The following is a 25788-nucleotide window of genomic DNA, read 5'->3' as shown; positions in this document are numbered from 1 at the left end:
TTCGTGTGTTGGTGGAGCGGACCGGCTCGGCCGGTCAGCGGATTCAGCCGGTGACCAGGCTGAGTCCGTAGGCGTTGAGTGCTTCGTTGACGGGCTGGAAGTAGGTGGTGCCGCCCCAGGTGCAGTTGCCGGAGCCGCCGGAGGTCATGCCCTGGGCCTGGTTGCCCGAGATGAACGAGCCGCCGGAGTCACCGGGTTCGGCGCACACGTCGGTGCGGGTCATGCCGTAGACCGCACCCTGGGAGTAGCGGACGGTCTGGTTCTTGGCCTCGACCGTGCCGCAGTGCCAGCCGGTGGTGGAGCCGGACCGGCAGATCGAGGAGCCCACCGGCGCCTCGTTCGAGCCGGACACGGTGCGGCCGTAGCCGTTGTACATGTTCACCAGCGGCTGTGGGGTGTCGTCGGAGCCGGTCTGCACGTAGGCGTAGTCGTTGTACGGGAACGACGAGCCGGCGAAGGTGCCGCTGGGCTGCGAGGTGGACTCGCCGGTGGAGCCGCAGTGCCCGGCGGTGACGAACCCGCCGTTCACGGCGAAGCCGATCGAGCAACGCCCGCCGCTGCCCATGTAGTAGGCGTTGCCGCCGTAGATGTTCATCAACGCCCGGGGTTGTTCGCGGGACTCGACGACCTCGACCTGGCTGCGGTCGGCGCCGGTGGAGTTCACGAACGCGGTGGCCTGCCCGCGGGTCTTCGGTGCCGTCGTGACGACCACCGAGTTGCTCTCGACGTCGACGTACCACCCGGTCACCGCGTCAGGTGCACGGTTTTCGGCGCGGTTGAGCCGTTGGGTGATGCTCTCCAGTTCGGCGGAACTGGCGTCGACCATCCGGGCCTCGGCGCCGGCGGCACGGACCTCGTCCGCCTTCGCGGCGTCGGTCACCCCGACGACCAGCGTGTCGCGCTCGGCGTCGAAGTGGGCGCCGCCGAAGCTGTCCCCGAGTTCGGCGCGGACGGTGTCGGCGACCCCCCGGGCTTCGGCCTCCGCCCGGAGACGCTGTTCGGCCTGTGCGGCGTTCACCCCGAGGTCCCGCTGCATCGCCTGGATCATCGGGTCGTTGTCTCCCGCCGGGGTGACCGGTGCTCCCGAGCCCGCGGTCGCCGGGATGGCCAGTGCTGCCGCCATGCCGGTGGCCAGTACCGCGGTGGTGCCCAGGCGTGCCGCGACCCTGCGCTTTCGTGAGGTCATTCCATCTCCTTGTGACGTGAGTTACGTCCAATGGACAGGAATGGAAGTATCCGGATCGGAACCGGCGGGCACAGCCGCTCAATGGACGCCGACGATCGTCGGGAATTGGCCGATGGCGGACGACGATAGTTTGTTCCGGTGTGGCGAACGGGTGACGTGACCGGTGGAAACGCCATTTCGGACACGGACCGTGTCGGCCGGCCGGGGAAAACCCTTCCCCGATATTGACGCGAGAACGGGTGCGTCGCGTTGCACGCGCGCGGCGGCAGATTCCGGCTCCCCGGCGTCCGGTGGTGACGCGGGGATGCCGGCGTGGACGAGACCTGTGTCACCGAGGATATCTAACGCTCGTTAGACACGGTAGTGTCGTCCCGTCCGGTCAGTGACGGAAAGGGGCGAGGCACGTGCGTACGCGGTTCTGCGAGGTCTTCGGGGTCGAGCACCCCGTCGCGCAGGGAGGAATGCAGTGGGTCGGCCGGGCGGAGCTGGTCGCCGCGGTGGCCGAGGCGGGTGCGCTGGGGTTCCTCACCGCGTTGACCCAGCCCACCCCGGAGGATCTGGCCAAGGAGATCGCCCGGTGCCGGGAGCTGACCGACAAGCCGTTCGGGGTGAACCTGACGATCCTGCCCTCGATCGACCCCCCGCCGTACGCGGAGTACCGCGACGTGATCGTCGAGGCCGGGGTCCCGGTGGTGGAGACCGCCGGGTCGAACCCGGTCGAGCACCTGCCCGTCTTCCGCGAGGCGGGGGTCAAGGTGCTGCACAAGTGCACCAGCGTGCGGCACGCGGTGAAGGCGCAGGAACTCGGCGTCGACGGCGTCAGCATCGACGGGTTCGAGTGCGCGGGGCACCCCGGGGAGGACGACATCCCCGGCCTGGTGCTCATCCCGGCCGCCGCCGAGAAGATCACCGTGCCGATGCTGGCCTCGGGCGGATTCGGGGACGCCCGCGGGCTCGTCGCGGCGCTGGCGCTCGGTGCGGACGGCATCAACATGGGCACCCGATTCGTGGCCACGGCGGAGGCGCCGGTGCACGACAACGTCAAACAGGCGCTGGTGCGGGCGACCGAGCGGGACACCGACCTGATCTTCCGGCCGCTGCGCAACACCGCGCGGGTGGCCAGCAACAGTGTCAGCCGGGAGGTCATCGAGATCCTCGCCACCGGCGGGGCCTTCGAGGACGTGCGCGAGCTCGTGGCCGGGGCACGCGGGCGCCGGGTGTACGAGGAGGGCGACCCGGAGCTGGGCATCTGGAGCGCCGGGCTGGTGCAGGGGCTCATCCACGACGTGCCCACGGTCGCCGAGCTGGTCGAGCGGATCATGACCGGGGCCGAGGAGCTCGTGCGGGACAGGTTGGGCGGCCTGGTGCGGTCCTGACCCGCGCCGTGCGGGCACACCCGCTGCGCACGGGCTCCGGAGTAGGGTGGCCCCCGGCGATCGGGTGGAAAGGACTGTGATGTCGCGAGGCGACGGCGCGGTGGTCGGGCAGCCGGGCCCGGCGGGGCCGGACGAGGGCGGCGACTGGCGGCGGCACGGGGAGCTGGAGCTGACCCCGTTGCTGTCGGCCGCGCTGGAGGCGTTCTACGAGAACGGGTTCCACGGCACCACGGTGCGCGACATCGCGCGGCGGCACGGGCAGACCGTCCCCTCGATCTACTACCACCATGAGAACAAGGAGGGCGTGTTCGTCGCGCTGCTGGAGAAGGCGACGAGCGACCTCGAATGGCGGGTGCGGACCGCGGCCGACGACGGCGGGGACCGGCCGGACCGGCGCCTGGCCTACGTCGTCGAGGCCGTCGTGCTGCACATGACGCGGCGGTGGAAGCTGGCGGCGCTGGAACCGGAACAGCGGCACCTGTCCGACCGGGTGCGCAAGCGGTACGCACGGCGGCGCAGGGACATCGAACGGCTGGTGTCCGACATCGTGGCCGACGGGGTGCGGTGCGGGGTGTTCACCACCCCGCACCCGGAGGAGACGGCCCGGGCGGTGCTGGGTATGTGCCAGTTCGTGGGCCGCTGGTTCCGCCCCGGCGGCTCGCTCACCCCGGAGGACGTGTCCGCCCGGTACGCCGACCTCGCCCTGGCGACGGCGGGCGCGTCCCGCCCGGCCCCGTCCTGACCGGCCCCGTCCTGACCGGCCCCGCCCGGATCGGCTCAGCTCCGACCGGTGGCTGCGCTGTCGTCGTCCCGGACCGCGTCGGCGGGGCCGGCTGTCGTGGTCATTCGCCGCGCCAGACCGGGTCGCGCTTCTCGGCGAAGGCCTTCGCCCCTTCCTGGGCGTCGGCGGAGGCGAACACCGGAGCCATGATCTCCAACTGGCGGGCGAAGGCGTCGTCGCTGGTCCAGTCGGCCGAACGGGTGATGATCTCCTTGGTGGCCCGCAGCGCCAACGGCGCGTTGGCGGTGATCCGGCCGGCCAGCTCCAGCGCCCCGGACAGCGCCTGCCCGGGTTCGGCGAGGCGGTTGACCAGCCCGTAGCGGTGGGCGTCGGCGGCGGAGAACCGGTCCCCGGTCAGGGCGATCTCCATCGCGATCTGCCGGGGGATGCGGGCGGGCAGGCGCAGCAGGCCGCCCGCCCCCGCCACGAGGCCGCGCTTGACCTCCGGGATCCCGAACGTGGCCTCCTCCGAGGCCACCACCAGGTCGCAGGAGAGCACGAGTTCGCACCCGCCCGCCAGGGCGAAGCCCTCGACCGCGGCGATCAGCGGTTTGGCCGGCGGGGCCTCGGTCAGCCCGGCCAGGCCCCGGCCCTCGATCGTGACGTTCTCGCCGCGCAGGAACGCCTTGAGGTCCATCCCCGCGCTGAACGTGCCGCCCGCGCCGGTGAGGACGCCGATGGACAGGTCCTTGTTCGACTCCAGTTCGTCCACGGCCGCGGCGACGCCCTGCGCCACCGTGGCGTCGACGGCGTTGCGCGCCTCCGGCCGGTTGATGGTGATGATGAGAGCGCGGTCGCGCTGTTCGACGAGGACGGTGTCGCCCATCGGTGCTCCTCCACGGGATCCGGTTCCACTCCGCGACAGCATGCCGCAGCTTCCACTCCGCGACAGGATGCCGCAGCGACGATCATCGCGGTATCGGTGGTCCCACCGGCCGGAAGTCCTGCCCCGGCCCGCCTGCCGCCCTACCCTGGGGCCATGCCCCGGCGCAACGACGAGGTCGCCGCCCTGCTGCAGGAGTACGCCGACCTGCTGTCCATCTCCGGCGGCGAGGCGTTCAAGGTGCGGGTGTACGAAAAGGCGGCGCGCGCGGTCGCCGGGCACCACGCCGACGTCTCCGGCCTCGACGCCGACGAGCTGCGGGCCGTCCCCGGGGTCGGGTCGTCGATCGCGAAGAAGGTGGACGAGTACCTGCGCACCGGCCGGGTGGCGGCGCTGGAGCGGTTGCGCGGCCGTATCCCGGCGGGGGTGCGCGCACTCACCGAGATCCCCACGCTCGGGCCGCGCAAGGCCATGCAGATCCACACCGAGCTGGGCGTGTCGTCGGTGGACGAGCTCGAACGGGCTTTGGACGCCGAACGGGTCCGGGAGCTGAAGGGCTTCGGGCCGCGGACCGAGGAGAACCTGCGGCGTGGCATCGACGTGCTGCGCCAGTCGGAGGGCCGGGTGCACCTGGACGTGGCGCTGTCGGTGGCCGAGGAGGTCACGGCCGCGTTGCGGGAGGTCATCGGCTGCGTGGACTGCGCCTGGGCCGGGTCGCTGCGGCGGATGCGGGAAACCGTCGGCGACGTCGACGTGCTGGCCTCGGCCGAGGACTCCGCGCCGTTGATGGCGGCGTTCGTCGAGTTGCCGCAGGTGGCCGAGGTGCTCGCGCACGGCACCACCAAGACCTCGGTGCGCACGCACAAGAACCTGCAGGTGGACCTGCGCTTGGTCCCGCCGCAGGCGTGGGGCGCGGCGCTGCAGTACTTCACCGGGTCGAAGGCGCACAACATCCGCACCCGCGGGATCGCGGTGCGGCACGGGTGGAAGCTGTCCGAGTACGGCCTGTTCGACGCCGACACGGACGAGCTGGTGGTCTCCCGCACCGAGGAGGACGTCTACGCCCGCCTGGGGCTGCCGTGGATCCCGCCGCCGCTGCGGGAGGACCGCGGCGAGATCGAGGCGGCGCAGGAGGGCACCCTGCCGGAGCTGGTCACGGCCGACGACATCCGCGGTGACCTGCACACCCACACCGACCTCACCGACGGGGTGTCCCCACTGGAGGACATGGTGCACGCGGCGGCGCGGCGCGGGCTGTCCTACTACGCGGTCACCGACCACGCGCCGGACCTGCCGATGCAGCGGATGTCCGACGACAAGATGCTGGCCCAGCGCGAGCGGGTGCGCGCGCTGCAGGGCGCGGTGCGCGGGATGCGGCTGTTGCACGGCACCGAGCTGAACATCGGCCCGGACGGCGGGCTGGACTGGCCGGACGAGTTCCTGAGCGGCTTCGACGTGTGTGTGGCGTCGGTGCACTCGCACTTCGACCAGCCCGCGGAGGAGATGACGCGGCGGATCGTGCGCGCGTGCGAGAACCCGTACGTGTCGATCCTGGGCCACCCCACCACCCGCCGGATCGGGCGGCGTCCGCCGGTGGACGTCGATCGGGACGCGGTGTTCGCCGCCTGCGCGCGCACCGGCACCGCGCTGGAGGTGAACTCCCATCCCGACCGGCTGGACCTGTCCGACGCCGACATCCTGCGGGCCCGGGAGTACGGGGTGGTGTTCGCGGTGAACACCGACGCGCACTCCACCGTCGACCTGGACAACCTCCGCTACGGCATCGGCACGGCACAACGCGGGTGGCTCTCCGCCGACGAGGTGATCAACACCTGGCCCTGGCGCAGGCTCAAGGCGTTCCTGCACCGACACCGGCGGTGAGCCACGCGTCCCCCGGCCGCGGCGCACGCGGCCGGGGGACGGGACCGCCCGGTCACCGGGACGCGGGGACGGGCTCCTCCGCCTTCCGGGTGGGGACGACGCGGCGCGCGGCCAGCAGCGACACCACCGCCACGGCACCGGCCAGCGCCAGGTACCAGCTCGGCGCGAGCTGGCTCCCGCTGACCTCGATCAGGAAGGTGGCGATGAACGGGGCCGTGCCGCCGAAGAGCGCGTTGGCGGTGTTGAAGCTGAACGCGAAGCCGGTGAACCGGACCTCGGTGGGGAACAGCTCGGCCAGGTAGGAGGGCAGTGTGCCGTCGTTCATGCTGAGCATGATCCCGAGCGCGAGCTGGATGAGCGTGACCCCCACGAGTCCGCTGAGGCCGAGCAGCAGGAACACCGGAACGGACAGGGCCACGAACAGCACCCCGGCGGTCATCAGCATGGCGGGGCGTCCGAACCGGTCGGAGATCCGGCCCATGACGAACACCGAGCCGATGTAGGCGGTCAGGGCCACGGTGGTGGAGACGAACGAGGCGGTGTCGTCCACGCCGAGTTCGGTGGACAGGTAGGTCGGCATGTAGCTGAGCAGGATGTAGAAGCCGACCGCGTTGAGGCAGGTGACACCGAACGCGATGAGGATCGCGGGCCAGTTGCGGGCGAAGGTCTCCCGCATCGGCGCACGGACCTGCGACTCCCGCTCCTCGAGCGCGCGGAACTCGGGGGTGTCCTCCAGCTTGGCGCGGATGTAGCGGCCGATCAGCCCGAGCGGGGCGGCGAGCAGGAACGGCACGCGCCATCCCCACGACTCCATGTCCTCGGTGGACAGTGTCGCGGTCAGCGCCGTGACCACGACCGAGCCGAGCAGCAACCCGGAGGCGGTGCTGGCCGGGACGACGCTGGTGAAGGTGCCCCGGCGGTTGCGTGGTGCGTACTCGAACAGGAACGCCGAGGCGCCGGCGTACTCACCGGCGGCGGAGAACCCCTGCACCAGCCGGACCACGAGCAGCAGGATCGGGGCCAGCACGCCGACCTGCGCGTATCCGGGTAGCAGGGCGATCACGAAGGTCGCCGCGGACATGATGAGAATGGACAACGACAGCGCGGTGCGCCGGCCCACCCGGTCGCCGAAGTGTCCCCAGAAGATGCCGCCGATCGGGCGGATCACGAACGACACCGCGAACACGGCGAAGGTGGACAGCAGTCCGGCGGTGGTGGACGACTCGGGGAAGAACACCACGGCGATGGTGGTGGCCAGGTAGCCGTAGACGGCGTAGTCGAACCATTCGACGAGGTTGCCGATGAAGCTCGCGGTGACGACGCGACGCATCGTCCCCGGTCGCGGTTCCGTGTCCGGATCGGACACCGTTGCGCTCATCGCGGGTCTTCCTTCGCTCATCGGGACGGCGACGTGGAAGGGCGTCGCCGTCGGGACGGATTCGGGCGGCACGGCCGCGCGGTCGCCCTGTGGTGGTGCAAGCCGGTACACCGACCGAATCGGACAACTCGATTGCGCCGAGCGGAACGTACTGAGGCGCCGCTGTCGCGTCAACACGCACTTCACCCACGGCCGGTTACACGGAGAGAACGCGCGTCCTTCCTGTTGCGCAGACCGCCACGTCGGAAGCTGACGGCGGTTCGGGGCGTGTCGTCAAGTCCGGGAATCGTCTCGTATGTGACAACCGCGTTGCGCGTAGTGGGAAGGTGTCAGATGGATAACGTGTGACGGGAGCCCGGGAGGTCCGTCGTGTCCCCGGTCACCGCGCCCGTCAGACGTCCACGGTCGCCGCGGCCGTCCAGCCGTCCCCGGTGCGGGTCAGCACCAGGTCGGACAGCGCGACCGCCTTGGGGATCGCGCCGGTGAACTCGACCGCGTCGGTGCCGACGCCCCGCAGCCGCAGCCGCACGCGGTCGGCGCGCTCCTCCGCGATCCCGGCGGCGGTCGGGACGAAGTCGGCCACGTCGAGCCGGTAGATCACCTCGTTCAGCACCGCGGCCAGCAGGTCCGCGTCCGAGGCGGCCGTGAGCTCGGAGGTCACCTCCGCTCCGGCCCCGGCGTCGGCGTGGTCGCCGACCTCGGTGATGTCGGCGAAGCTGTCCACCAGTGCGGCCACGGCCTCGGCCAGGCACTCCGCGCGGGTGGGCGCCCACGCCTCGATCCGCAGGTCGGCGGGGTGCGGCACGGTGCGGTGCCCGCGCGGAGCGACTCCCTCTCCCGGGCCGCTCACCCCTTGACGACCCCCAGCGGCACCAGCCGGGCCACCTTCCGGCACAGGCCGGCGCCCTCGGCGACGGCGACGACCTCGTCGACGTCCTTGTACGCCTCGGGCGCCTCCTCGACCAGCCCCTTGCGGGAGGCGGCCCGCACCGCGACGTGCGCCTGCCGTTCCAATTGCCCGCGCAGCGCCTTCGCGTCCACCGTCTTCAACGCGCGGTGCCGGGACAGCACCCGCCCGGCGCCGTGGCAGGTGGACTCGAACGCCGGGTTGCCGGACACACCGGTGAGCACGTACGACGAGGTGCCCATCGAACCGGGGATGAGCACGGGCTGGCCGACCGGCCCCAGGTCGTCGGGCAGGTCGGGGTGTCCCGGCGGCCACGCGCGGGTGGCGCCCTTGCGGTGGACGCACAGCCGCCGGGACGCGCCGGGGTCGTCGCGGCCGGTGCCGCCCGCGCCGTCGGTGACCGCGCCGTCGGGGACCGCGTGTCGTTCCAGCTTGGCGAGGTTGTGCGAGACGTCGTAGACCAGCCGCAGGTCCCGGCCGGTCTCCGCGCGGAACACCCGGTCGGCGGCCACGCCGAGCATGTGCCGGTTGGCCAGCGCGTAGTTCGCGGCCGCGGCCATCGCCCCCAGGTAGGCGTGACCCGGCTCGGATTCCACGGGTGCGCAGGCCAGCTGCCGGTCGGGCACGTGGATGCCGTGCCGGGGCATGGCCTGCTCCAGCACGCGGACGTGGTCGGTGCACACCTGGTGCCCGAGCCCCCGCGACCCGCAGTGGATCATCACGCACACCTGCCCCCGGCGCAGGCCGAACACGCGCGCGACGTCGCTGTCGAACACCTCCTCGACCGCCTGCACCTCCAGGAAGTGGTTCCCGGAGCCGAGACTGCCCAGCTGGTGCAGCCCGCGCTCGCCCGCGCGGTCACCGACCTGGTGCGGGTCCGCCCCGGCGACCCTGCCGTGGTCCTCGCAGCGGTGCAGGTCGTCGGCGGTGCCGTGCCCCTGTTCGACGAGCTCCCGGGCCCCGCCGGTGAGGATCCGGTCGAGCCCGCGGCGGTGGGCGAGCGGCCGGACGGCACCGCGTCCCGCCCCGCGCGGGATCTCCCGGGCCAGGGCGTTCATGACCGCGTCGCGGGACGGGGCGAAGGTGTCCCGGTCCACCTCGGCGGTCAGCAGCCGCACACCGCAGGAGATGTCGAAGCCCACCCCGCCGGGGGACACCACCCCGTCCCGGTCGGCGTCGGTCGCGGCGACCCCGCCGATCGGGAAGCCGTAGCCGCGGTGCATGTCCGGCATCGCGAACGACGCCGTGACGATGCCCGGCAGACTCGCCACGTTCGCCACCTGGTCCAGGGATCCGTCGGAGGACAGGCTCGGCAGCAGGGTGGGGGAGGCGAACACCACGCCGGGCACCCGCATCGACCCGGTCGGCGCGATCCGGTACCGGTACGGCCCGTCGGCGACGAGGGTCTCGTCGCCGGGAGGGTTGGCCATCGGTGCCCGGTCGCGTGCGGTCACGGCGTCAGGGGTTGCGGTCGTCGGTGGACGGCTCGAACTGCCGGTTGGCGCTGTCGGCGAGCGTCTCCCGGCGGGAGAGCAGGTCGGCCAGCAGTTCGTCGAGCACGTCGACGGCGTTCTCCGGGTGCCCGGAACGCAGCTGCCCGAGGATCTGGTGGCCGCGCAGCCGCAGCCCCTCCGGCCACTGCTGCCAGCTCATGCCGGTCAGCGGCACGCCCTGCGCGACGGGGTCTCCGCCGGTGCTGCGGTCGTCCTCGGTGCCCACGACATCCTCCCGGGGTGTGCGCTCCCCGGAGGACTTCCCCGCCCGGCGGGTCAGGACACCTCGGTGAGCTTGCCGCTCGCGACGTCGAACACGAACCCGCGCACCGACTCCCTGCGGGGGACGTAGGGGCTGGTCCTGATGCGCCGGATCGACTGCCGGATGTCGGTCTCCAGGTCGTCGAACGACTCCGCCGCCCACGGCGGCTTGACACCGATCTCGTCGTGCAGGGTCTGGCGGAAGCCGTCGTCGGTGAAGGTGAGCATCCCGCAGTCGGTGTGGTGGATCAACACGATCTCCTCGGTGCCGAGCAGCCGTTGGCTGATCGTCAGCGACCGGATGGTGTCCTCGGTGACCACCCCGCCCGCGTTGCGGAGCACGTGGGCCTCACCCTCGGCGAGGCCGAGCATCCGGTAGACGTCGAGGCGGGCGTCCATGCACGCCACGACGGCGACCTTGCGCGCGGGCGGCAGGGGCAGCGGGCCGGAGAACGTCTCCGCGTAGCGGGCGTTGTGGGCGAGCAGTTCGTCGGTGACCGACACGGTCGGGCTCCTCTCGTTCGGACGGCAGCGGTCTCCGCGTCCCAGTGCAGACCGGCCCGCACACTCCGGCAACTCGGGTCCACAGGGTGGTGCGGCCGGATCGCCGGGTCGCATCCCGATAGCGAATCCGCTATCATTGGACGTATGGACCGTGTGCCTGACCGTTCGCGTGGTGAGTCGAACTCAACTTCGGCGGCGAATGTGGTGGCGACCGCGCGGGGACGACGCGGTATGTCGCAGAGGGAACTCGCGCGTGCGGCGGGGGTTCCGCAATCAACGGTGGCCTTCATCGAATCGGGTCGGCGCCAACCGTCGTTCGCCATGGTGGAACGCTTGTTGGACGCTGCGGGCTTTCGTCTCGACCTCGGCCTGACCAACACTATTCGGCCGTCGACGCTGCTGAAACGGCATGCTCGGGAGGTCACCGAGTTGCTGTCCCGTTATCCGCTCGCGGGGGTCTGGGTCTTCGGTTCCGTGGCGAGAGGGGACGACCGTCCCGACTCGGACCTGGATCTACTCGTGGAGCTCCGCTCGGGGTTCTCCGTGATCGACATCCTGGGCTTGGAGGAGGAACTCGCGGATCTGCTCGGCTGTCCCGTGGACCTGATCACGACCAGCGAGCTCTCCTCGAATGAGCTGTTGCGCCGAGGAGTCGATCGTTCTCGGCTGCCGCTCACCCTCGCTGCCTGAACGATTCGACATGGACGAACGCACCGCCGAGCGTCTGCTGTATGTCGACGCCACCTTGACCGAGATGGGACAACTGGCGGCCAGGGGGCGCTCTGCCTATGACACCGACGTCGCGGTCACCAGAGCCTGCCAGTACAACGTCATCCGTCTCGCGGCTGATCTTGAGCGTCTCGGCGAAACCTGGATCTCGGCGCACAATGAGGTCCCCTGGCGGCTCATCAAGGGTATGCGGAACAGGATAGCGCACAATTACTGGACCATTGACGACGAGATCGTCTGGGCTGTGGTGGCGGAGCACGCGCCGAAACTTCATCGAGCGCTCGTCGAGGAGATAGAGCATGCTCGTGCGATCCTCGAAAAGGAGCCGGAAAGAGATTAGTACTCCAGCCGTAGATCGTGATGGTCATGGTGTCGGGGTGGCTTGGCGCTGGTAGTGGGTTTGTCGGGCGCGGTGTTGGTGTCGTCTGCGCCAGGCCGAGAAGCTGAGCCGGTGCGCGAGGGCGAGGTCGGTGTGGTGACGAGTGTGGTGAACAGGTGTTGGACCTCGTTGCGGGTCAAGGGGATCCGGTCGGTCGATGCCGTATCGTGGGCGTGTTCGGTCGCGGCGACGACGGTGAGAAAGGCGTGTGCGAGCATGGCCAGCACGGTCCAGCGCTGCCAGGAGATCCAGCGGCGAACTTGGTGCTGATCCAGGCCGGCCAGGCCTTTGCCGGTTTGGAAGGATTCTTCGATGCGCCACCGGGTTCCCGCGACGCGCACCAGAACGGGCAGCGCCACGGGGTCAGGAGCGTAGCAGCGGTAGAACGCCAGTTCTTTGGTGCGGCGGTTCCGTCGGATCAGCAGCCACCGTTGACCGGCGTCTTGGTTGGGGTCGATGTCGATGAGGGCCCAGTCGTAGTAGCGGTGCCCTTTCGCCCCGACACCGGCCGACAGGCGCTGCCACACGTGTTTCGGCAGCCGTGCGGCCAGTTCATCGGCGCGGACCTTTCCAGCTCCGGTGGCGACGCGATGGTCGCATCCGAGGGCCAGCACATACCCGACGCCGCGGCCCTCCAGTTCCGCGCGTAGCCGGGGGTCGGCGCCGTAGACCTCATCTCCGGTCACCCACCGTGCCTCGACCCCGGCATCAAGGGCGCGGGCGATCATCGTCGTGGCCAGGGCGGGCTTGGTCGCGAACCGCACGCCTTCGCTGATCCCGGCCGCGGCGCAGCGGCCGCGGTCGGCGGTCCAGGATTTCGGCAGATATAGGGACCGGTCGATGAAGGCGTGCCCCACCCTCGTGGCATAGCCCAGATACACCGCGACCTGCGCGTTCTCGATCCGCCCCGCGGTTCCGCTGTACTGACGTTGCACACCGACGGTGTGGGTGCCCTTCTTCAGATCGCCGGTCTCGTCCACGACCAGCACCGCGTCCCGGCTGCCGAGGCGATCACACACATAGTCCCGCAGGTCATCGCGCACCGCGTCGGCATCCCACACCGCCCGCGCGAGCAGGTGCTGCAAACCGTCCGGAGTCGCATCCCCGACATGCTCGGCGATGGTCCAGCAGTTCTTCCGTGGCAGCTGCGACACCAGACCCAGCAACAGATCCTCCGCCCGTCGCCGGGGCTCGACCCGGCTGAACCGGCCCGCGATCCGCCCCATCAGCTCATCGAACATCGCCTGCCACCGGGCAGGGTCTATGCTGGGACCCGCGGCCGCCAGACGATCTTGGGAAGTCCACACAACCAACCATGATCACTGGCGGCCGCACCTGTCTTCACCGGGGCCCCAGCAGCCACGATCACGAACTACGGCTGGAGTACTAGGCGGTGTGATCGCCCCCTGGGTGGTAGGGATGACGCTGAAGCTGCCGTCGGTCTCCAGCACGACCGCGCTCACCCGGTCGAGGCCGCCGAGACCCTGGGAGCGGATGGCCTGGAGGACCTCGGTGTGGGTGACCCGCTGCCGGCGCAGCGCGTCGGGGCGGAGACTGCCTTCCCGGACCAGCAGTGTGGGGCTCGACCGGACCGCCCGGCGGACTCCGCGCACCCGCACCGCGAGCCAGGCGACGACGAACTGGGCGACGATCAGCAGGGTCAGCGCCAGCATCCCCTCGGTCCAGGCCACGTCGGAGCTGAGCAGGACGGTGGCCAGGGTGGAACCGAGGGCGACCGTGACGACCAGGTCGAACGCGTTCATCGTGGCCAACGTCCGCTTGCCCGACACCCGCAGCAGCGCCACCAGCAGCACGTAGGCGGGCACGCCAACGGCCAGCACCCGGTCGAGCCCGGACCAGGAGTCGAACGGGACCGGACCACTGTCCGGGTGGCTCACGCCCGGGTGGTGACCTCGACCTCGGGTAGTGACCGCAGGTGTTCGCGGGGCAGGGCGGCCGCCGCGGTGCGGACCTCGGGGTGTTTCTCGCCGAGGCGGCCCTCCACGAGCTGCGCGAGCTGGTAGGCCAGCGCGCCGGTCTGCCGGACGGTCACCTCGTCCAGCGGCGCCAGCGGGGTGGAGGTGATGGCGATGCCGCTGACGGTGTCGTCGGTGCCGGTCACGGCGTTGACGCTGAACCGTTCGCGGGGGTTGTCCGCCGGGGCGGCGTAGTGGTCGCGCAGCCGCAGCAGCACCTCGTGCCACCGGGTGACCTCGCCCTCCAACGGCAGCCCGGCGACGTCGTCGCCGGTGAGCCGGACGGCGCGGTCGGTGGCGAAACAACGGGTGTAGGTGAGCACGGCGGTGGTCCAGAGCGCCTCGGCGACGACGTCCGGGTCGTCGCCGGATGCGGCGGGCCCGCCGTCGCCGTTCGCGGTGTGCGCGGTCAGGGCGGTCACGGCCGCTTCGCAGCAGCGGAGCACGGTCTGCAGTTCGCTGAACAGGTCGGCCAGGCCCGCCAGCTCGTCCGCGTCCGCGGTGTCCAGCGCACGCATCGTGACGGTGTCGTCGGTTCCGGGGTCGGTGGCGTCGCTCATGGTGGTTCCTTCCCCCGGCCGGATCAACGCGCCCGGCCGGGCGTGACGATGCCGTACTCGTGCAGCTTGCGGTAGATGGTGGCGCGGGACATGCCCAGTGATTTCGCGGCACGGGCCTTGTTGCCGTCGGCGTCGTGCAGGCTGCGCACGATCGCGTCCCGTTCGAGCGATTCCAGCTGGGTCAGCGCCCGCCGGGCCACCGCGTGGTACTCGGCGGGGAGGTCACCGGGTTGGATCACCCCGGTGCGGCGGCGGTGCCGCACCACGTACTGCAGCACCCCGTAGAGCTGGGTGACGTTGCCGGGCCAGCTGGCCCGCATGAGCAGCTTCATCGCGCCGGCCGAGCAGGTGAGCCCGCCGCCGTGGGAGAGCCGGTTCAGCAGGAACGGCACCAGCTCCCGCAGGTCCTCGACGTGGTAGCGCAGCGGCGGCACCTGCACGGTGGCGGGCAGCAGCCCCAGCACGTCGGACAGTCCGGGGCGGGACTCCGCCCCGGGGGACAGGGTGGCCGCCACCCACGGGACCGTGCCCTCCTCCCGCGCGGACACCCCGCGCAGGATCGAGGCCAGTTCCCGGGCGGCGTCCGGGTCGAGTTCGTCGAGGTGGCGGATCACCAGGGCGCTGGTCTCCCGGTCGGTGAGTTCCCGGCGGACGGCGTCGAGCCAGCCCGTGTCGGTGGCGTCCGCGGCGTCGACGGTGCGCATCCGCCGGCCGGGGTTGCGGCGCTGGTGGACGCACTCGGCGAGCAGGCTCTTGCCGACGCCGGGTTCCCCGACCAGTGCCAGCCATTCGCCGTCGCGGTGGCTGGCGTCCACCTCGTTGCAGCACCGCAGCCACAGCGGGGCCGAGCCGACCGTGCCGGGCAGGAACATCGGCACCGGCGGGGTGCTGCGGGTGTCGGCGGTGTCGTCGTCGAGAAGCTCGATGTGTGCGACGCCGCCGACGTCGGATCCGCTCGCGGCCGCCGGGACGCTGCGGCAGTGCATGCGTACCCGGTTCCCGCTGGGCAGGTCCAGCGTCGTGCTCACCCGGTCGTCGGCGTGGAACGCCTGGCGTGCCTGGGCGAGCAGCATCGCCTGGTCGGCGGGGTCGAGCAGCCTACGCGCGTAGTGGTTCATCATGACGACGTCGTCGCCCTGGGCGAGCACGATGCCGCCGGTGCGCCGGCAGGTGTGCAGGTACGACCGGAACAGTTCCAGTTCCCGCGCGCCGGTGGTGGTCAGCAGCGCCTGGCGGACCTGTTCGGCGGTGCTGCGGGCCAGCGCGATGAGCAGCCCACCCGCGTCCCTGCTCCAGCAGGTCAGATCCACCGCGCCGACGCTCTTGCCGGTGACGGGGTGCTGGATCGGCACGCCGACGCAGGCCAGGTTCTCCAGGTGCTCGGCGTAGTGTTCGTGCCCGAACACGTGCCGGATGCCGCCGTCCTCCAGCGCGGTGCCGATCCCGTTCGTGCCGACGAACTGTTCGCCGTAGCTGAACCCCGGCGCGAGGTGCACCTTCTCCAGGTGGCGGTGCAGACCGGAGTCGCCGGTGTGCTGGCTGAGCACCACCCCGGCGGGGTCGGTGAGGATGAGGCTGATCGGCTGGCCGCTGAGCTGGTCGTCGAGTTGGCCGAGCAGGGGTTGTGCGTTGCGCACCCATTCGGCGTCGAGGTCGCGGTCGGAGAAGTAGGGTGCCTCGATGCGGTCGGCGGGGACGTGTGCCTCGCGGGAGCGCCACCACGAGGTGAGGATCGTGTCGCGCACCCCGGTGGGGTCGGTGGCCTCGTCGGTCAGGAAACGCACCCGCTCCCGTGCCAGGGACTCGGCGTCCCCGCGCGTCCCGTCGTACCCGGTGGTGGTGTCCGGGGCAGTGCGTGCGTCGTGCATCGGCGACCTCCGGGAACGAGCCAGGCGAGTGGTCGACTGCCGTGGGGAGCCGTTTCCCGGCCCCCTGGCGGAGGGTAGAGGACACCCGGCCCGCGCGGTGTCTCAAATTGAGATCGCCGGGCCCTCCCCGCGGGCGTGTCATGGCGGCGGAACCGATATCCGGGCCGTCGAACGCAGGGAGGGTGCGCCCCATGAGCACGGACGAACCGTCGAACGAGACCTACAACCCGTGGACCGTGGTGAACCTGGTGTTCCAACACCTCACCGACGCGGGACTGCACCCGGTGCTCGGTGAGGCCGGTGACCCGGGCGCGCACGCCGCCGGGTTGTTGCGGACGTTGGGCGTCACCCCCGCGGCACACGACTCCCGGTTGCGCGAGGCCGTCCGGGACGAACTCGCGGAACTGCGTGCCCTGCACGAGAGGTCGTGACCGGCCGTCCGCGGAAAGCCGCGCCGGACCGGGGGAAACGGGTTGTCTCATATTGAGACCTCACCGGCCGCTCGGGCGGGGTTGTATTGGTCGGCACAGCAGACCGCACCGGTTCGCTTCCGCATTCTCGCCGCGACCGGGTCGAACGCCGGGCGGAGCTGTACGCGGACGAGGACACCGTCGTGGGAGCCCAGTGACGGGTAAGGAGCGATCATGAGCCGCCAGAGTGTGGCGAAAGCCCACAGCAAGATCCAGGAATTGTCCTGGGAGCCGGCGTACCACGAGCCGGTCTCGCACTACGGAACCGACTACACCTTCACCAAGGCGAAGAAGAAGGACCCGCTCAAGCAGGTGCTGCGGTCCTACTTCCCGATGGAGGAGGAGAAGGACCACCGGGTCTACGGGGCCGCGGACGGCGCGATCCGGGGCAACATGTTCCGGCAGGTGCAGCAGCGCTGGATGGAATGGCAGAAACTGTTCCTGTCGATCATCCCGCTGCCGGAGATCTCCGCCGCGCGGGCGATGCCGCTGCTGTTCCGGACCGTGCCGAACCCGGAACTGCACAACGGGCAGGCGATCCAGATGATCGACGAGGTGCGGCACTCGACGATCCAGCAGAACCTCAAGCGCCTGTACATGAACAACTACATCGACCCGGCCGGGTTCAACTCCAGTCTGCGCAATTTCCAGAACGACTACGCGGGCACCATCGGCAGGCAGTTCGCCGAGGGCTTCATCACCGGCGACGCGATCACCGCGGCCAGCGTGTACCTGACGATCGTCGCCGAGACGGCGTTCACCAACACGCTGTTCGTGGCCATGCCGGGCGAGGCCGCCGCGAACGGCGACTACCTGCTGCCCACCGTGTTCCACTCGGTGCAGTCGGACGAGTCCCGGCACATCAGCAACGGCTACGCGACGTTGCTGATGGCGCTGTCCGACGAGAGCAACCACCAGCTGCTCGAACGCGACCTGCGTTACGCCTGGTGGAACAACCACTGCGTGGTCGACGCGGCGATCGGCACGTTCATCGAGTACGGCACCAAGGACCGCCGCAAGGACCGGGAGAGCTACGCCGAGATGTGGCGGCGGTGGATCTACGACGACTACTACCGCAGCTACCTCGTGCCGCTGGAGAAGTACGGCCTGGTCATCCCGCACGACCTGGTCGAGGAGTCGTGGAACCGGATCTGGAACAAGGGCTACGTGCACGAGGTCGCCCAGTTCTTCGCCACCGGGTGGATCGCCAACTACTGGCGCATCGACCCGATGACCGACGAGGACTTCGAGTGGTTCGAGCACAAGTACCCCGGCTGGTACGACAAGTACGGGGCCTGGTGGGAGAACTACAACCGGCTGTCCGTGCCGAACGGGCACAAGCCGATCGCGTTCGAGGACGTCGACTACGTCTACCCGCACCGCTGCTGGACCTGCATGGTGCCGTGCCTGATCCGGCAGGACATGGTCATGGACAAGGTGGACGGGCAGTGGCGTACCTACTGCTCGGAGGGCTGCCACTGGACCGACGCGGTCGCCTTCCGGGACACCTACCAGGGCAGGCCCACGCCGAACATGGGCAAGCTTATCGGCTCGCGGGAGTGGGAGACGCTGTACCACAACTGGAACTTCGCCGACATCGTCAAGGACATGGGCTACGTCCGCGACGACGGCAAGACCCTGGTGGCGCAGCCGCACCTGGACCTCGACCCGAAGAAGATGTGGACGCTGGACCACCTGCGGCGCTGCCCGCCGTTCCCCAGCCCGAACGTGTCGCTGAACGAGATGAGCGACGCCGAGCGGGAGGCCTTCCACGCCGACTACGTGCGGCAGGGCCCGGGCGGACGCCCCGCGCCCACGACCTGACCCGGCGTCCGCGAGGCGCGTGACCGCGCGTGCGGAGGGGCCCGGGGACCCGGGTGTGTTCCCGGGCGCCCTCCGCGCGCCGGTACCGCCTCCGACACCGACGAGGTGGAGAGATCATGGCAGGTAAGCACCAGGTCCGGTTCGAACCGGTCGGCGTCGAGATCGCCGTCGACGAGGACCGGACGATCCTGCGGGCGGCGGCCGAGCAGGGCGTGATGCTCATGCACGGCTGCAAGGAGGGACAGTGCGGCTCGTGCAAGTCGTTCCTGCTGGAGGGGGACGACGTCGAGCACGACCGCTACTCGACGTTCGCGCTGCCGGACTACGAGGCCGAGGAAGGGTTCACGCTGCTGTGCCGCGCGCACGCCTACGAGGACCTGACCATCGAGCTGCTGAACTACGACGAGGAGATGATCCGGTCGGGTCTGCCGATCCGGCAGGCGGTGGTGGAGGTGGTGGCCAACGAGCCGGTCACCCACGACCTCCGTCGCCTGGCGGTGCGGCTGGTCGAGCCGGCGGAGTTCGAGTTCTTCCCGGGCCAGTACGTCGACATCGCGGTGCCGGGCACGGACGAGGCCCGGTCGTTCTCGATGGCCAACGTCTCGGCCGACACCGGTGAGCTGGAGTTCGTCATCAAGGTCTACCCGGACGGGCTGTTCTCCACGTTCCTGGCGGACAAGGTCGACGTCGGCGACCGGTTGGACCTCACCGGCCCGTTCGGCGTGTTCACCCTGCGCGAGGCGCCGGAGAAGGAACTCGTGTTCGTCGGCGGCGGCGCGGGGATGGCCCCGATCCTGTCGCTGCTGCGGCAGATGGCCGAACTCGGCCTGGACCGGCCCACCCGGTTCTACTACGGGGCCCGGTCCCGGCGGGACCTGTGCTTCGAGAACGAACTGCGCGGGTTGGAGCGCACGCTGCCGGACTTCCGGTACGTGCCCGCGCTGTCCGAGCCCGCCGCCGACGACGGCTGGGACGGCGAGACCGGGTTGATCACCGACGTCGTCCGGCGGTGCGAGGGCGACCTCACCGGCGCCGACGCCTACGTGTGCGGCCCGCCGCCGATGGTCGAGGCCGCCGTCGAGCTGCTGCCCGCGCTCGGTGTCGACGACGGGCGCGTGTTCTACGACAAGTTCACCACCACCGGCGACGGCGAGGCGGACTGACCGTCGACCGGGCGGACGCCGGCTGCCCAGCACCGGCGACGACCGCGGGAAGTGAGGACGAGAAACCGATGACCACCACACCAGAGACGCCCGAACGCAGCGTGCCGAAGCCGGTGTTCACCGACGCCGAGGCCGGCGCACGGGAGTTCCCGGACTCCGGGCACCGACGCTTCAACTACTTCGTCCCGGCCAAACGCAAGCAGAGCCACTACGAGGACGTCACCGTCGAGGTGCAGCCCGACCCGCGGCACTACCTGTCGCAGGGCTGGCTGTACGGCTTCGCCGACGGCCGCGGCGGCTATCCGCTGGACTGGACGGTGCTCAAGGCCTGGGGCTCCGACCGGCCGGAGCCGCAGCGGTACCCGGGCTCCGGCGGGCAGGGGTACGACTGGCCCGCCCACGGGTGGCACGAGTTCCGTGACCCGAACGAGGAGTGGGAACAGAGCATCTACCGCAACAACTCGAACGTCGTCCGCCAGCTCACCCAGAACATCGAGGCGGCGCGCGGGTCGAAGGCGTTCGAGCAGTGGAACCCCAACTGGATCCAGTTCGTGGCCTCCCACGTGGGCGCGTGGATGCACGTCAACCACGGCCTGGGGCTGTACCTGTTCGCCAACGCCAACCGCCGGGCGCCCACCAACATGCACAACACCGCGATCTCGGTGAACAGCATGCACCGGATCCGCTCGGCGCAGGACCTGGCGCTGTACAACCTGACGCTGTCCGAGGAGATCGACGGTTTCGACGGCGAGGCGCACCGCCGGACGTGGGAGAGCGACCCCGCCTGGCAGCAGGTGCGCGAGACCGCCGAGCGGATGACCGCGATCTGGGACTGGGCCGAGGCGGTGTTCGTGGCCAACGTGGTGTTCGAGCCGCTGGTCGGTGAGCTGTTCCGGAGCAACCTGGTGCAGCAGGCCGCCCCCGGCAACGGCGACTTCGTGACCCCGACGCTGATCGGGGCGGAGGAGTACGACTACGCCGAGCGCGACCTGCGCTACACCCGGGCGCTGTTCGAGCCGCTGGTGCGCGACCCGGAGTTCGCCGGGCACAACACCGACACGATGCAGGCGTGGCTGGCCACCTGGGTGCCCCGCTGCCTCACCGCGGCCCGCACCCTGCAGCCGCTGTGGTCCCTGCCGGACGCCAAGCCCGTCCGCTTCGAGGACGGGCTCGACCGGGCGAAGAGCCGTTTCCGCGGAGTCCTGGCCGATCTGGGCCTGGAGGTACCGAAGGAGTTGAACCAGTGACCAGCACCGCGACGAGCCGTTTCGAGACCAACAACACCGCGTCCAACATGTGCGGCTTCACCCTGATGAACAACCAGGTGGGTGAGGTCATCGCGGAGGTGATGCGCGAGCAGGACAACGTGACCGTGACCCCGTTGCCGTCGATGATCCGGGTCGACGCCCACCGGCGGATGGACGTCGTCTACGCCGAGATCGACGAGGCCGCCGGTGAGGAGGACGGCTGGTTCGACCAGGCCGAGTTCGAGGAGAGCATGTCCACCCACTACGGGCGCATGATCCACCTGGACGACCGCACGATCCTGTTCGCCAATCCCGAGGACGCCGCCGAGCACCTGGACTTCGACCTGACCCCGGTCCGGTAGCCGGGCGTCCACCCACTGGGGGAGAGGTCCGCCGGGCCGCGCGCCGCAGTATCCCGACCGCACGGGACGCGGCCCGGCGGACCGTCCACAACCGCGACACCAGCAAGGGAGCCGGTGACCATGTACCGCAAGGACGGAGAAAGCTACTTCATCGTCGACAGCCACGTGCACTTCTGGGACGGCAGCCCGGCCAACCAGGCCAACCGGTACGGCAAGGGCTTCATCGAGTGCTTCTACGACTACCACCGCAACCTCAGCCCCGAGGAGTGGGTGTGGTCGCTGGAGAAGTTCGGCAAGTACTCCGAACAGGACCTGATCTCGGACCTGTTCGAGACCGGGTACGTGGACAAGGCCATCTTCCAGCCCACCTACCTCAGCGACTTCTACGTCAACGGGTTCAACACCACCGAACAGGACGGCGCGGTGGCCGAGCGGCACCCGGGTCGGTTCCTCGTCAACGGCGCCTGGGACCCGCGCGACGGTGAGGCCGGCCTGGCCACGCTGGAGGCGCTCGCCCGGCGGTGGAACCTGCGCGGGGTGAAGCTCTACACCGCCGAGTGGCGCGGCGACTCGAAGGGCTGGAAGCTCACCGACGACTGGTCCTACCGGTACCTGGAGAAGTGCCGCGAGCTGGGCATCCGCAACATCCACATCCACAAGGGCCCGACGATCTACCCGCTGAACCGGGACGCGTTCGACGTGGCCGACGTGGACGACGTGGCCACCGCGTTCCCGGACCTGAACTTCATCATCGAGCACGTCGGCCTGCCCCGGCTGGAGGACTTCTGCTGGATCGCCACCCAAGAGCCCAACGTCTACGGCGGGCTCGCGGTGGCGATGCCGTTCATCCACTCCCGCCCCCGCTACTTCGCCCAGATCCTCGGCGAGCTGCTGTACTGGCTGGACGAGAACCGGCTCACCTTCGCCAGCGACTACGCCATCTGGCACCCGAAGTGGCTGGTGGAGAAGTTCGTCGACTTCCAGATCCCGGAGGACATGCAGTCCGAGTACGGCGCGCTCACCCCGGACGTCAAACGCAAGATCCTCGGCCTGAACGCGGCAGCGCTGTACGACATCCCGGTGCCCGCCGAGGCCCGCGCGGGCGAGGCGGTGGCGGTATGACGGCCGCGCCGGAGAAGGCGACCGCGACCGGACGCGCCTGGGCGGCGTTGTCCACGGTGCGGGACCCGGAGCTGGACGAGCCGATCACCGACCTGGGCTTCGTGGCCGACACCGCGGTGACCGGGACGGAGATCCGGGTGCGGTTGCGGTTGCCGACCTACTTCTGCGCCCCGAATTTCGCCTACCTGATGGTGGCCGACGCCCGGGACGCGCTGCGCGCGCTCGGCGAGTTCGACACGGTGGACGTGCGGCTGGTCGACCACTTCGCCGCCGGGGAGATCAACGCGGGGGTGGCGGCCGACTCCGGCTTCACCGGCACGTTCACCGGGGAGGCCGAGGAGGAGCTGGACGAGCTGCGCCGCACGTTCCGCCGCAAGGCGCACCTGGCGTGTCTGGAACGCGCCTGCCGCGGGCTGGTGGCGCACGGCTGGCGGGTGGACGCCCTCGCCGGCATGACCCTGGGTGAGCTGCCCGACTCGCCCGAGCGCGAGAGGCTGCTGCGCCGGCGCGCGGAGGCCGGGCTGCCCACCGGTCCGGACGAGGCGCTGTTCGTCACCGACGACGGCGCCCCGGTGCCCGCGGACGAGGTGGCCTCGCGGCTGGAGTTCGCCCGCGCCGTGCGGGTGAGCGTCGACGGCAACGCCGGTTGGTGCCGCGGACTGCTGGCAACACGGTACCCACGAGCCGAACGGGAGGACGTGTCATGAAGGCGGTCAGGCTGCACCGGTACCACGAACAGCCGGTGCTGGAGGACGTGCCGATGCCCCGGGCCACGGGGCCGTTCGACGTGGTCGTGCGGATCGGCGGGGCCGGGGTGTGCCGGACGGACCTGCACATCATCGAACAGCAGTGGGAGGACAAGTCCGGCGTCACCCTGCCCTACACGATCGGGCACGAGAACGCGGGCTGGGTGCACGAGGTGGGCCCGGCGGTGACCAACGTCGAGGTCGGGGACACCGTCATCCTGCACCCCACCCCGACGTGCGGACTGTGCCGCGCGTGTCGGGCGGGCGACGACATGCACTGCGAGAACAACGCCTTCCCCGGCATCGACTCGGACGGCGGGATGGCCGAGTACCTGCTCACCTCGGCGCGGGCGTGCATCAAGCTCGACCCGGCCACCCGCCCGGAGGACGTCGCCGCGCTGGCCGACGCGGGCATCACCGCCTACCACGCCGTGCGCAAGGCGGCGCCGTCGCTGTACCCGGGCACGACGTGCGTGGTCAACGGCGCGGGCGGCCTCGGGCACATCGGCATCCAGGTGTTGCGGGCCCTGACGGCGACCACGATGGTCGTCGTGGACCGCAACGAGGAGGCGCTGGGCCTGGCGGCGAACCTCGGCGCGGACCACACGGTGCTCGCGGACGGCAAGCAGGTGGAGGCGGTGCTGGACCTCACCGGTGGGGCCGGGGCGGAGGTGGTGCTGGACTTCGTCGCCGAGCAGGGCGCCCAGCAGGACGCGTTCGCGATGACGCGGCGCGGCGGGTCGCACTACGTCATCGGCTACGGCAGCAACATCGACATCCCCACGATCGACATCATCTCCACCGAACGCAACGTGATCGGCAACCTGGTCGGCACCTACAACGACCTGGCCGAGCTGATGGTGCTGGCCCAGGCGGGCAAGGTCACCCTGCACACGAAGAAGTACCCGCTGGACGCCGCGCTGGACGCGCTGGCCGATCTGGACGCCGGGCGCGTCCGCGGCCGCGCGATCCTCGTCCCCTGAGACCGCCCGACAGGCAGCGAAGGAGCAATTTCCATGGCCAAGGACCTGCGTTACGGCGCGGACGCCCGGGACCTGCTGCGGTCGGGCGTGGACAAGCTCGCCGACGCGGTGAAGTCGACGCTGGGGCCGAAGGGCCGCAACGTCGTCATCGAGAAGATCACCGGATCGCCGGAGGTCACCAACGACGGGGTGACCATCGCCCGGGACATCCACCTGCGCGACCAGTTCGAGAACATGGGCGCGCAGCTGGTGAAGGAAGCCGCGATCAAGACCAACGACATCGTCGGTGACGGCACGACCACCGCGACGGTGCTGGCGCAGGCGATCATCCACGAGGGCATGAGCGTGATCGCCAAGGGCGGCAACCCTGTGCTGGTCAAGCGCGGCATCGACACGGCGGTGGCGCGGCTGGTGGAGCACCTGCGCACGGCGGCCCACCCGGTGGACAGTGAGGCGGACCTGGCCCGGGTGGCCGCCATCTCGGCCAACGACGACGACGTCGGCGCGGTGATCGCCCGCGCGTTGCACCGGGTCGGTGACACCGGCGTGGTGACCGTGGAGGAGTCGTCCGAGGTCGGCATGTCGGTCGACTTCGTGGAGGGGTTCGAGTTCGACAACGGCTACCTCTCGCCGTACCTGGTGACCGACCCGGGCAGGCTGGAGTCCGTGGTCGACGACCCGTACATCCTGCTGTGCGCCGAGAAGATCGACAAGGTGCAGCAGCTGATGCCGCTGCTCGACAAGATCATGCGTGCGCCGAAGCCGCTCGTGGTGATCGCCGAGAATGTCGAGGGCACCGCGTTGTCGATGCTGGTGCACAACCACACCAACGGCACCTTCCAGTCGGTGGCGGTGCGCGCCCCCGGCTTCGGCGATCGCAGGCTGCACAAGCTGGAGGACATCGCCGCGGTGACCGGCGGCTCGGTGCTGTCGCGGCAGTCCGGGTTCACCCTGGAGAACATGACGCTGGACCAGCTGGGCCGGGCCCGGCAGGTGCGGGTCACCGAGAACGACACCGCGATCGTCGGCGGCGCCGGCTCGGCCGACGACGTCGAGTTCCGGGTGACACAGTTGCGGTCCGAACTGGAGCGCGCGCAGTTCGGCACGGACGAGGACGTGCTCACCGAACGGATCGGCGCGCTGACCGGCAAGGTGGCGGTGATCCGCGTCGGTGCGGCGACCCCGGCCGAGCTGAAGGAGCTGCAACACCGGGTGGAGGACGCCCTGTCGGCGAGTCGGGCGGCGATGGCGGAGGGCATCGTCGCCGGCGGCGGAGCGGCGCTGCTGCACGCACAGGAGGCACTGTCCGATCTGGAGCTCACCGGTGACTACGCGATCGGCGCGGACATCGTGCGCCGGTCGCTGACCGAACCGGCGGCGTTGATCGCGGAGAACGCGGGCCACCCGGCCGACGAGGTGGTGCGCACGGTGCGGGGCATGGACCCGGACGGCGGGTTCGACGCGCTGCGCGAACGCTACGGGAACATGATCGAGATGGGGATCATCGACCCGCTGCGGGTGGCCCGCTCGGCGCTGCAGAACGGCGCGTCCGTGGCGGGGCTGCTGCTCACCACGAACTCGCTGATCGCCGAGGCGCAGACCCCGTGGGGCGGCTCCCCGGCGTTGATGGGCGAGTTCGGGGAGCTGGACGAGGGGCTGCGCCAGCCGTCCCCGGACGCGAGCACGCCGCAGTCGTTGGGCATGGGCCCGTCGGTGGGCTGACCCGGATCCGGTCGGGACGCGGCGCCCACGCGGCCCGCGCCCGGCCG

24 protein-coding genes and 1 pseudogene are annotated in these 25788 nt (G+C 70.6%); 14 read left to right on the top strand and 11 right to left on the bottom strand.

Features of this window, described 5'->3' with window-relative positions; translation table 11 throughout:
• Positions 1-43 precede the first annotated feature (43 nt).
• Positions 44-1186, bottom strand: coding sequence for a S1 family peptidase (locus SACPADRAFT_RS0203725; protein WP_007023726.1), 1143 nt, complete (start codon positions 1184-1186; stop codon positions 44-46).
• Between the two features lie 404 nt (positions 1187-1590).
• Here SACPADRAFT_RS0203725 and SACPADRAFT_RS0203720 point away from each other — a divergent pair, with 404 nt between their 5' ends.
• Both SACPADRAFT_RS0203720 and SACPADRAFT_RS0203715 read left to right on the top strand, forming a co-directional pair.
• Positions 1591-2562, top strand: a complete 972-nt coding sequence (locus SACPADRAFT_RS0203720; RefSeq protein ID WP_007023725.1) for an NAD(P)H-dependent flavin oxidoreductase — start codon at positions 1591-1593, stop codon at positions 2560-2562.
• A 79-nt stretch (positions 2563-2641) separates the two neighbouring features.
• On the top strand, positions 2642-3304 hold the full coding sequence (locus SACPADRAFT_RS0203715) for a TetR/AcrR family transcriptional regulator (protein ID WP_007023724.1): 663 nt from the start codon (positions 2642-2644) through the stop codon (positions 3302-3304).
• A gap of 100 nt (positions 3305-3404) precedes the next feature.
• Here SACPADRAFT_RS0203715 and SACPADRAFT_RS0203710 read toward each other — a convergent pair whose 3' ends face one another.
• Positions 3405-4169 carry a crotonase/enoyl-CoA hydratase family protein gene (locus SACPADRAFT_RS0203710; protein ID WP_007023723.1) on the bottom strand — a complete coding sequence of 255 codons (765 nt, stop codon included), beginning with the start codon at positions 4167-4169 and terminating at the stop codon, positions 3405-3407.
• Positions 4170-4322: 153 nt separating this feature from the next.
• Between SACPADRAFT_RS0203710 and polX the strand changes: the two genes are divergently transcribed.
• Positions 4323-6047 (top strand): DNA polymerase/3'-5' exonuclease PolX, encoded by a 1725-nt coding sequence (gene polX, locus SACPADRAFT_RS0203705; RefSeq protein WP_007023722.1) that lies wholly within the window; start codon positions 4323-4325, stop codon positions 6045-6047.
• Between the two features lie 52 nt (positions 6048-6099).
• Here polX and SACPADRAFT_RS25420 read toward each other — a convergent pair whose 3' ends face one another.
• From SACPADRAFT_RS25420 to SACPADRAFT_RS0203680, 5 genes are all read right to left on the bottom strand, one after another.
• Entirely contained in the window at positions 6100-7425 is a 1326-nt protein-coding gene (locus SACPADRAFT_RS25420) for an MFS transporter (RefSeq protein ID WP_007023721.1), read from the bottom strand.
• A 391-nt stretch (positions 7426-7816) separates the two neighbouring features.
• Positions 7817-8230: an archease gene (locus tag SACPADRAFT_RS0203695; protein WP_157577049.1), complete on the bottom strand. Its 414-nt coding sequence runs from the start codon at positions 8228-8230 to the stop codon at positions 7817-7819.
• Positions 8231-8271: 41 nt separating this feature from the next.
• Entirely contained in the window at positions 8272-9762 is a 1491-nt protein-coding gene (locus tag SACPADRAFT_RS0203690; protein WP_007023719.1) for an RtcB family protein, read from the bottom strand.
• 28 nt (positions 9763-9790) lie between these two features.
• The gene (locus SACPADRAFT_RS0203685) at positions 9791-10051 is read right to left on the bottom strand and encodes a hypothetical protein (protein ID WP_007023718.1); all 261 of its coding nucleotides are present in this window, start codon (positions 10049-10051) and stop codon (positions 9791-9793) included.
• A 50-nt stretch (positions 10052-10101) separates the two neighbouring features.
• Complete coding sequence (locus tag SACPADRAFT_RS0203680; RefSeq protein WP_007023717.1) at positions 10102-10590, bottom strand: beta-class carbonic anhydrase; 489 nt, start codon at positions 10588-10590, stop codon at positions 10102-10104.
• A 144-nt stretch (positions 10591-10734) separates the two neighbouring features.
• Between SACPADRAFT_RS0203680 and SACPADRAFT_RS0203675 the strand changes: the two genes are divergently transcribed.
• Positions 10735-11280 carry a helix-turn-helix domain-containing protein gene (locus SACPADRAFT_RS0203675; RefSeq protein WP_084258290.1) on the top strand — a complete coding sequence of 182 codons (546 nt, stop codon included), beginning with the start codon at positions 10735-10737 and terminating at the stop codon, positions 11278-11280.
• Positions 11281-11290: 10 nt separating this feature from the next.
• Positions 11291-11659 (top strand): HepT-like ribonuclease domain-containing protein, encoded by a 369-nt coding sequence (locus SACPADRAFT_RS0203670; RefSeq protein WP_040923902.1) that lies wholly within the window; start codon positions 11291-11293, stop codon positions 11657-11659.
• A 24-nt stretch (positions 11660-11683) separates the two neighbouring features.
• Here the strand turns inward: SACPADRAFT_RS0203670 and SACPADRAFT_RS0203665 are convergent.
• The 4 genes and pseudogenes from SACPADRAFT_RS0203665 to SACPADRAFT_RS0203650 all read right to left on the bottom strand — a co-directional run bounded on the left by SACPADRAFT_RS0203665 (position 11684) and on the right by SACPADRAFT_RS0203650 (position 16102).
• Positions 11684-12939, bottom strand: a pseudogene (locus SACPADRAFT_RS0203665) (IS701 family transposase).
• A 78-nt stretch (positions 12940-13017) separates the two neighbouring features.
• A complete protein-coding gene (locus tag SACPADRAFT_RS0203660) occupies positions 13018-13596 on the bottom strand; it encodes a DUF421 domain-containing protein (RefSeq protein ID WP_007023713.1) in 579 nt (192 codons plus the stop codon).
• Entirely contained in the window at positions 13593-14234 is a 642-nt protein-coding gene (locus SACPADRAFT_RS0203655; RefSeq protein ID WP_007023712.1) for a hypothetical protein, read from the bottom strand. The genes SACPADRAFT_RS0203660 and SACPADRAFT_RS0203655 overlap by 4 nt, the downstream gene beginning before the upstream one ends.
• A gap of 23 nt (positions 14235-14257) precedes the next feature.
• Positions 14258-16102: a sigma-54-dependent Fis family transcriptional regulator gene (locus SACPADRAFT_RS0203650; protein WP_007023711.1), complete on the bottom strand. Its 1845-nt coding sequence runs from the start codon at positions 16100-16102 to the stop codon at positions 14258-14260.
• A gap of 191 nt (positions 16103-16293) precedes the next feature.
• Between SACPADRAFT_RS0203650 and SACPADRAFT_RS0203645 the strand changes: the two genes are divergently transcribed.
• The 9 genes from SACPADRAFT_RS0203645 to groL all read left to right on the top strand — a co-directional run bounded on the left by SACPADRAFT_RS0203645 (position 16294) and on the right by groL (position 25741).
• A complete protein-coding gene (locus tag SACPADRAFT_RS0203645) occupies positions 16294-16533 on the top strand; it encodes a hypothetical protein (protein WP_007023710.1) in 240 nt (79 codons plus the stop codon).
• A gap of 213 nt (positions 16534-16746) precedes the next feature.
• The gene (locus tag SACPADRAFT_RS0203640; protein WP_007023709.1) at positions 16747-18396 is read left to right on the top strand and encodes a ferritin family protein; all 1650 of its coding nucleotides are present in this window, start codon (positions 16747-16749) and stop codon (positions 18394-18396) included.
• Between the two features lie 116 nt (positions 18397-18512).
• The gene (locus SACPADRAFT_RS0203635; RefSeq protein WP_007023708.1) at positions 18513-19559 is read left to right on the top strand and encodes an FAD-binding oxidoreductase; all 1047 of its coding nucleotides are present in this window, start codon (positions 18513-18515) and stop codon (positions 19557-19559) included.
• 68 nt (positions 19560-19627) lie between these two features.
• Positions 19628-20806, top strand: coding sequence for a ferritin family protein (locus SACPADRAFT_RS0203630; RefSeq protein ID WP_007023707.1), 1179 nt, complete (start codon positions 19628-19630; stop codon positions 20804-20806).
• The gene (gene mimD, locus SACPADRAFT_RS0203625; RefSeq protein WP_007023706.1) at positions 20803-21168 is read left to right on the top strand and encodes a propane 2-monooxygenase effector subunit MimD; all 366 of its coding nucleotides are present in this window, start codon (positions 20803-20805) and stop codon (positions 21166-21168) included. The genes SACPADRAFT_RS0203630 and mimD overlap by 4 nt, the downstream gene beginning before the upstream one ends.
• Before the next feature lie 120 nt (positions 21169-21288).
• Positions 21289-22290 (top strand): amidohydrolase family protein, encoded by a 1002-nt coding sequence (locus SACPADRAFT_RS0203620; RefSeq protein ID WP_007023705.1) that lies wholly within the window; start codon positions 21289-21291, stop codon positions 22288-22290.
• On the top strand, positions 22287-22997 hold the full coding sequence (locus tag SACPADRAFT_RS0203615) for an iron-sulfur cluster assembly protein (protein WP_007023704.1): 711 nt from the start codon (positions 22287-22289) through the stop codon (positions 22995-22997). The genes SACPADRAFT_RS0203620 and SACPADRAFT_RS0203615 overlap by 4 nt, the downstream gene beginning before the upstream one ends.
• Entirely contained in the window at positions 22994-24019 is a 1026-nt protein-coding gene (locus tag SACPADRAFT_RS0203610; RefSeq protein WP_007023703.1) for an NAD(P)-dependent alcohol dehydrogenase, read from the top strand. The genes SACPADRAFT_RS0203615 and SACPADRAFT_RS0203610 overlap by 4 nt, the downstream gene beginning before the upstream one ends.
• Positions 24020-24052: 33 nt before the next feature.
• A complete protein-coding gene (gene groL, locus SACPADRAFT_RS0203605; protein WP_007023702.1) occupies positions 24053-25741 on the top strand; it encodes a chaperonin GroEL in 1689 nt (562 codons plus the stop codon).
• Positions 25742-25788 lie beyond the last annotated feature (47 nt).

The sequence above is a fragment of the Saccharomonospora iraqiensis subsp. paurometabolica YIM 90007 genome (genome assembly GCF_000231035.2).
Classification (GTDB): domain Bacteria; phylum Actinomycetota; class Actinomycetes; order Mycobacteriales; family Pseudonocardiaceae; genus Saccharomonospora; species Saccharomonospora paurometabolica.
This window is presented reverse-complemented; position numbering and strand designations above follow the sequence as displayed.

Bases quoted from the DNA above. Each gene is read 5' to 3' on its own strand.
- SACPADRAFT_RS0203725 (WP_007023726.1), bottom strand. From the start codon at position 1,186: ATGACCTCACGAAAGCGCAGGGTCGCGGCACGCCTGGGCACCACCGCG.
- SACPADRAFT_RS0203715 (WP_007023724.1), top strand. From the start codon at position 2,642: ATGTCGCGAGGCGACGGCGCGGTGGTCGGGCAGCCGGGCCCGGCGGGG.
- SACPADRAFT_RS0203710 (WP_007023723.1), bottom strand. From the start codon at position 4,169: ATGGGCGACACCGTCCTCGTCGAACAGCGCGACCGCGCTCTCATCATC.
- polX (WP_007023722.1), top strand. From the start codon at position 4,323: ATGCCCCGGCGCAACGACGAGGTCGCCGCCCTGCTGCAGGAGTACGCC.
- SACPADRAFT_RS25420 (WP_007023721.1), bottom strand. From the start codon at position 7,425: ATGAGCGCAACGGTGTCCGATCCGGACACGGAACCGCGACCGGGGACG.
- SACPADRAFT_RS0203690 (WP_007023719.1), bottom strand. From the start codon at position 9,762: ATGGCCAACCCTCCCGGCGACGAGACCCTCGTCGCCGACGGGCCGTAC.
- SACPADRAFT_RS0203675 (WP_084258290.1), top strand. From the start codon at position 10,735: ATGGACCGTGTGCCTGACCGTTCGCGTGGTGAGTCGAACTCAACTTCG.
- SACPADRAFT_RS0203670 (WP_040923902.1), top strand. From the start codon at position 11,291: ATGGACGAACGCACCGCCGAGCGTCTGCTGTATGTCGACGCCACCTTG.
- SACPADRAFT_RS0203655 (WP_007023712.1), bottom strand. From the start codon at position 14,234: ATGAGCGACGCCACCGACCCCGGAACCGACGACACCGTCACGATGCGT.
- SACPADRAFT_RS0203650 (WP_007023711.1), bottom strand. From the start codon at position 16,102: ATGCACGACGCACGCACTGCCCCGGACACCACCACCGGGTACGACGGG.
- SACPADRAFT_RS0203645 (WP_007023710.1), top strand. From the start codon at position 16,294: ATGAGCACGGACGAACCGTCGAACGAGACCTACAACCCGTGGACCGTG.
- SACPADRAFT_RS0203640 (WP_007023709.1), top strand. From the start codon at position 16,747: ATGAGCCGCCAGAGTGTGGCGAAAGCCCACAGCAAGATCCAGGAATTG.
- SACPADRAFT_RS0203635 (WP_007023708.1), top strand. From the start codon at position 18,513: ATGGCAGGTAAGCACCAGGTCCGGTTCGAACCGGTCGGCGTCGAGATC.
- SACPADRAFT_RS0203630 (WP_007023707.1), top strand. From the start codon at position 19,628: ATGACCACCACACCAGAGACGCCCGAACGCAGCGTGCCGAAGCCGGTG.
- SACPADRAFT_RS0203620 (WP_007023705.1), top strand. From the start codon at position 21,289: ATGTACCGCAAGGACGGAGAAAGCTACTTCATCGTCGACAGCCACGTG.
- SACPADRAFT_RS0203615 (WP_007023704.1), top strand. From the start codon at position 22,287: ATGACGGCCGCGCCGGAGAAGGCGACCGCGACCGGACGCGCCTGGGCG.
- SACPADRAFT_RS0203610 (WP_007023703.1), top strand. From the start codon at position 22,994: ATGAAGGCGGTCAGGCTGCACCGGTACCACGAACAGCCGGTGCTGGAG.
- groL (WP_007023702.1), top strand. From the start codon at position 24,053: ATGGCCAAGGACCTGCGTTACGGCGCGGACGCCCGGGACCTGCTGCGG.